The organism is Roseomonas sp. GC11 (assembly GCF_024437745.1).
Lineage (GTDB): Bacteria > Pseudomonadota > Alphaproteobacteria > Acetobacterales > Acetobacteraceae > Pseudoroseomonas.
On sequence record NZ_JANFNY010000198.1, the window covers coordinates 1 to 869 of the forward strand.

Annotated in this window: 2 protein-coding genes; one reads left to right on the top strand and one right to left on the bottom strand. The window is 64.9% G+C overall.

Annotation, left to right across the window (positions count from 1 at the left end; all coding sequences use genetic code 11):
• Positions 1 to 177 precede the first annotated feature (177 nt).
• Positions 178 to 363: a helix-turn-helix domain-containing protein gene (locus NON00_RS24965; protein WP_370688769.1), complete on the top strand. Its 186-nt coding sequence runs from the start codon at positions 178 to 180 to the stop codon at positions 361 to 363.
• Positions 364 to 446: 83 nt separating this feature from the next.
• Here the strand turns inward: NON00_RS24965 and NON00_RS24590 are convergent.
• Positions 447 to 869, bottom strand: a 423-nt coding sequence (locus NON00_RS24590) for a DUF6525 family protein (RefSeq protein ID WP_256025436.1), incomplete at its 5' end; no start/stop codon positions are given.

Below are 869 nucleotides of genomic sequence, written 5' to 3' on the forward strand. Positions count from 1 at the left end.
GTGAAAACCTGATTGTCGCTGCTCTCCACCATGCCCAGAACATGGGAACAGCATTCAAGCTCTAACAGGCCTTAGCCCATTGGGTAGCGAACTGATTGCCTCCCTTGAAGAAGCGGCCGAAATCATAGCTGGACATCGGGAACCTTCCCGCATCATGCTGCTCCTGATACAATCGATGTGCGTGCGCTGCGTGAGAAGATGGGGTTGACGCTCGAGCAGTTTGCGGAGCGCTTCGGGCTTCAGTTGACCTCGGTGCGAGATTGGGAACAGCACCTACGGCGCCCTGACCCGGCGGCACATACCCTGCTCCGTGTCATCGCGAAGCATCCGGATGCCGTTGCCGACGCAGTCGCGACAGCCTGACTGTAAGACGACAAAGTAACCCATCCGGAGACGTCATCAGAAACCCCGCCACCATGCGGCTGCACAACCCGTGCTGGGGGAGCCTAATGGCGACGTCCCTTACCCCGCTTCGGCACTGGCTTTGGCTTCCTCTCCGGCGCCGCCAGGCGCAGCGGCTTGGTGGCGGGCATGCCAGCCGCTCCGGCATAGCGCTGCAGCGTCGCGCCGGCGGCCAGATGCGGATAGGCCTGCGCGCCGGCTGGCCAGGTCCGTGCGAAGGCAGTCACCTCCGCCTGATCATGCCCGCGGATCGCCTGGACCATGAAGGCCTCGGCCTGCGCGGGGCGCAGCCGCTGCTGGCGTAGCAGGTGCTGATGCCACTCCCGGACGCGCAGCGGGCACCAGTCCACCAGGGCTTCCTGCAGCGCCCGGCGCACCGCGAAGGGCAGCTCCTCATAGGCGCGGTAGGGATCGCCCTTCAGCGGGCTGTAGGGCTTGGCGGCCATGCTGTTGTCCATGGCGGCCTT